The organism is Bordetella tumbae, from assembly GCF_965139195.1.
GTDB classification, from domain to species: domain Bacteria; phylum Pseudomonadota; class Gammaproteobacteria; order Burkholderiales; family Burkholderiaceae_B; genus Bordetella_A; species Bordetella_A tumbae.
Genome location: NZ_CBCSJH010000040.1, coordinates 1 through 4,716, shown reverse-complemented (window position 1 = coordinate 4,716; position 4,716 = coordinate 1). Strand labels below are relative to the sequence as shown.

The 4,716-nt window shown below is 58.9% G+C and carries 3 protein-coding genes; 2 read left to right on the top strand and 1 reads right to left on the bottom strand.

Going from position 1 to position 4,716, the window contains the following annotated elements:
- Positions 1-202: 202 nt before the first annotated feature.
- The gene (locus tag ACNA0J_RS25495) at positions 203-883 is read right to left on the bottom strand and encodes an LOG family protein (protein ID WP_460490351.1); all 681 of its coding nucleotides are present in this window, start codon (positions 881-883) and stop codon (positions 203-205) included.
- Here ACNA0J_RS25495 and polA point away from each other — a divergent pair.
- Together polA and ACNA0J_RS25485 are read left to right on the top strand one after the other, a co-directional pair.
- A complete protein-coding gene (polA, locus tag ACNA0J_RS25490) occupies positions 882-3,599 on the top strand; it encodes a DNA polymerase I (RefSeq protein WP_415821703.1) in 2,718 nt (905 codons plus the stop codon). The genes ACNA0J_RS25495 and polA overlap by 2 nt on opposite strands.
- A gap of 151 nt (positions 3,600-3,750) precedes the next feature.
- Positions 3,751-4,596: a ZIP family metal transporter gene (locus ACNA0J_RS25485; protein ID WP_415821702.1), complete on the top strand. Its 846-nt coding sequence runs from the start codon at positions 3,751-3,753 to the stop codon at positions 4,594-4,596.
- Positions 4,597-4,716: the final 120 nt, after the last annotated feature.

Below are 4,716 nucleotides of genomic sequence, written 5' to 3'. Positions count from 1 at the left end.
GGGACTCACNGCAGTAGNAGCCTNGNGCCTCGGCCTCGCTGCGCGAGGCTGAATCGCGGCTCTACGGGCCGGCGCGGCACTCGGCTCCCGGCGCAGACTCACAGTGTCTCCGTGCGTGAAGCGGTGGTCGCGCGCGGAGAGTTGTGCTTATTCCTGCAAAGTTGCGTCGTGCGCTCGAATATGCGGGCTGCGGCTCTGCGGGTTAGCTTGGCAGCGACGGTGCGTATTGGGCGTCGGTCTGGTGCATGTGGTGAAATTCACGTATGTGCTGCACGACTTTTTGTGGATCGTCTTCGATGATGAAGAGTTCCAGATCGTGAGCGCTGATCATTCCGTTGGCCAGCATTTGGTCGCGTAGCCAGCCTACCAGGCCTTGCCAGTATTCCTTGCCGACCAGGATGACGGGGGCAGGGGGCACTTTGCCGGTCTGGATTAGTGTCAGGGCCTCGAATAGCTCGTCCATGGTGCCGAAGCCGCCGGGCAGCGAGATGTAAGCAAAGCTATGCATGAAAAACGTCGCTTTGCGAGAATAAAAATACTCAAATGACAAACTGATCGTCTGGTATTTGTTATTGTGAGTCTCGTGCGGCAGGCTGATGTTCAGCCCGACGCTGGTGCCTCCTGCTTCGAATGCGCCTTTATTGGCGGCTTCCATGATGCCGGGACCACCGCCTGCGATGACGGCAAAGCCGGCCTTGGCCAGTGCGCGTGCGATGGCTTCGCTGGTTTCATAGTGTGGCGAGCCGCGGCTGGTGCGCGCGCTGCCAAACAAGCTGACGGCGGGGCCTAAATCGGCCAGTTGTTCTGCCGCCGTCCGTATCTCTGACATAATCACCGGTATTTGCTTGCCGGCGGGCGTTTCTAAATCTGCCTTTGTAACCATGAAGAAAACCTTATTGCTGGTAGACGGTTCGAGTTATTTGTACCGCGCCTTTCACGCTATGCCCGATTTGCGCAATGCGCAAGGCGAACCTACGGGCGCACTCTATGGTGTCGTGAATATGTTGCGTAAGCTCGTGTCTGATCATAAGGCAGACTACGCAGCTTGTATTTTTGATGCGCGCGGCAAGACCTTCCGTGACGATCTCTACCCCGACTATAAATCGCATCGGCCGCCAATGCCTGAGGATCTGGCTGCGCAGATCGAGCCGATCCATCAGGCCGTCAAGGCGTTAGGCTGGCCAGTCCTGGCCATCGAGGGCGTCGAGGCGGACGATGTGATCGGTACGTTGGCCTGCCATGCGACGAAGCAGGATATTCACACCATTGTGTCGACTGGCGATAAAGACTTGGCGCAGCTGGTGGACTCGCATGTGACGCTGGTCAACACCATGAGCGGCGAGGTCCTGGATGAACCGGGTGTGCAGAACAAATTCGGCGTCTCGCCCGAGCGTATTGTTGATTACCTCATGCTGATCGGTGATGCCGTGGACAATGTGCCGGGCGTGACCAAGGTCGGCCCCAAAACCGCGGTCAAGTGGCTGAGCGAGTTTGGCTCCATTGAGGGCTTGGTCGAACAGGCAGAGGCCATCAAAGGGGTGGCGGGCAGCAATCTGCGCGAGGCGATCCCACAATTCCCGTTGACGCGTGAGTTGTTGACGGTGAAGTGCGATTGCGATCTGACTGGCCATGTCAATGCGATGGCTGATCTGGAGCCTCGCCAACCCGATACCGGGACGCTGCAAGCGCTCTACGAGAAATACGGTTTTCGTAGCTGGCTGCGCGAGCTCACGGGCGACGCTGAACGGGTGCCGCAAGGCGATGCGCGTGTCATCGCCGAGGCGCCTGCTGCACCAGCAGAACTCCGTTATCAGGTCATTGCCGGCTGGCCGGCGTTTGACGAATGGATGGCCTTGATCGCGGAGGCGCCGCTCGTGGCGCTGGACACCGAAACCACCTCGCTGAATGAAATGCAGGCCAGCCTCGTGGGGATTTCCATGTCGGTCGAGCCGGGCGTGGCCTGCTATATCCCTGTGGCGCATCGTGGTCCGGATCATCCCGAGCAACTACCCAAAGCCGAAGTCCTCGAGCGCCTGCGTGCTTGGCTGCAAGATCCCGCGCGGCCCAAACTGCTGCATCACGCCAAATACGACACCCATGTGTTTGCCAACGAAGGTATCGCGCTGGCAGGCATCCAGGACGACACCATGTTGCAGGCGTATGTGCTGGAATCACACCGCGGTGTTGGTCTGGCGGATTTGTCGCAACGTTATTTGGGGCGCAGCGGCATCAACTACGAGGATTTGTGCGGCAAGGGCGCCAAGCAAATCGGCTTTGACGAAGTCGCCGTCGAAAAGGCCGGCCACTATGCCTGCGAAGACGCCGATTTCACGTTGCAATTGCATCAAGCCTTGCGCCCGCGCGTGGCCGCTGACGCGGGGCTCGAACGCATTTATCAACTGGAAATCGAGGTCTCTCGCGTATTGACCGTGATCGAACGCAATGGCGTCAAGGTCGATGCGGCCGAACTGGGCCAGCAAAGCCATCGCCTGGGCCAGGAGATGCTGACGTTAGAGCAGCGAGCCTACGACCTGGCAGGCCAGCCGTTCAATCTGAATTCACCCAAGCAACTGGGCGAAATCCTGTTTGGCCGCATGCAACTGCCTGTCGTGCGCAAGACCGCCAGCGGAGCCCCGTCAACCGACGAAGAAGTCCTGACCAAGCTCGCGCAGGATTATCCCTTGCCGCAAGTCTTGTTGGAATATCGTGGCCTGTCGAAACTGAAATCGACCTACACGGACAAGCTGCCTCGCATGATCAATGCGCGCACGGGCAGGGTGCATACGCATTATTCGCAGGCTGCGGTGATCACGGGCCGCTTGGCGTCGTCCGATCCCAATTTGCAGAACATCCCCGTACGCACCGAGGCCGGCCGCCGTGTACGTGAAGCCTTCATTGCGGAAAACGGGGTATTGCTGTCGGCCGACTATTCCCAGATCGAGTTGCGCATCATGGCGCACGTCTCCGATGATGAGAATTTGCAGCGGGCCTTTGCCGCTGGCGAAGACATCCACCGCGCCACCGCGTCCGAGATCTTTGGTGTTGCTCTTGCTGATGTGACGTCCGAGCAGCGCCGGGCTGCCAAAGCCATCAATTTTGGCCTGATTTACGGTATGGGCGTATTCGGCTTGGCGTCCAACCTGGGAATTACGCGCGATGCGGCTCAGGCATACATCGACCGTTATTTCGCTCGTTATCCTGGCGTGGCGCAGTACATGGAACAGACGCGCCAATTGGCGCGTCAACAAGGCTATGTCGAAACCGTCTTTGGCCGCCGCCTGCAGATGCCCGATATCCGCGCGGCATCCGGGCCTCGCCGCCAGGGCGCAGAGCGCGCCGCCATCAATGCCCCCATGCAGGGCACCGCAGCCGATCTGATCAAAATGGCCATGGTGGCAGTGCAAGACTGGCTGGATGCCGACCAATTGGCGACTCGCATGATCATGCAGGTACATGACGAACTGGTGCTCGAGGTGCCCGACAGCGAACTCGAGGTCGTGCGTGCGCGCGTACCTGAGCTCATGTGCAGCGTTGCGACGCTGCGCGTGCCATTGGTAGCCGAGGTAGGGGTCGGTCCCAATTGGGAGCAGGCGCACTGAGGTGCGGGTTTGCCGGCTCTAGAAACGGTGTCCAGACTGGATGCCGTAAATAGACTGCCGCAAACTCCGCTGGCCTATATCCGGGCCATCGGCGAAAGGAAGCCTGTAACGATATAATATTACTTTACGCTTCCTTTCTGCCTCATTCCCCATGCTGCTTCTCTGGATCTTGCTGGCCACCGTCGCCGGCGGCCTGATCGCTGTGTCTATCGCCAGTTGGCTGGCGTACCGCGTTTTCAGCAAGTACCTGCATCACATGGTCAGCCTGTCGGTTGGGGTATTGCTGTCCGTTGCGCTGCTGCATTTGCTGCCCGAGGCATTCGAGGGGGCAGATGCCGATGCTCACACTTTATTTGCGTTGCTCTTGGCGGGGTTGCTGGGATTTTTCGTCCTGGAAAAAATCGCCTTGCTGCGGCATAGCCACCACCATGAGGGTGATGGCCATCATCATCACAAGGGACACGACCGGCACGAGGCTGGGCGCGGGGGCGTGCTGATCCTGGTCGGCAGTTCTTTGCACAATTTGTGCGATGGCGTATTGGTTGCGGCGGCGTTTCTCACCGATCCTATCCTGGGCGTACTCACAGCCTCGTCGATCATCGTGCACGAGGTGCCGCACAAATTGGGCGACTTCGTGGTGCTGCTCAATGCGGGTTTGGCGCGGCGCAAGGCGTTTATATTGATCTTGTTTACCAGCCTATGTACTGCGCTGGGCGGGGTGATCGGCTATTTCCTTTTGCAGCAGGCGCAGGATCTGGTTCCTTATGTTCTGGTCATCGCTGCGAGCAGTTTCCTCTATATCTCCGTGTCGGATCTGATTCCGCAAATGCATGAACGAGGTGCGTTGTCTGATGCGATTCCTCAGTTGGTGCTTGTTGGGGTCGGTGTTGCGGTCATATACGGTGTGACGTCGTTCATGCACCATGGGCATGAGCATGGTGGGCACAATCATACGGTCGTGCACGAGGAACATCATGAGGCTGGGCACGCGCATTGATGCGGATGTTCAGTGTGGCGCTTTTGGGTGTCTCGATAGTCAGCGGTCAGAGTTCTTAAGACGCCGGTATGCCGCGTGCGCAAGCCGCACCGGCCCTATCGCAACGGCTCGGCGCAAGAC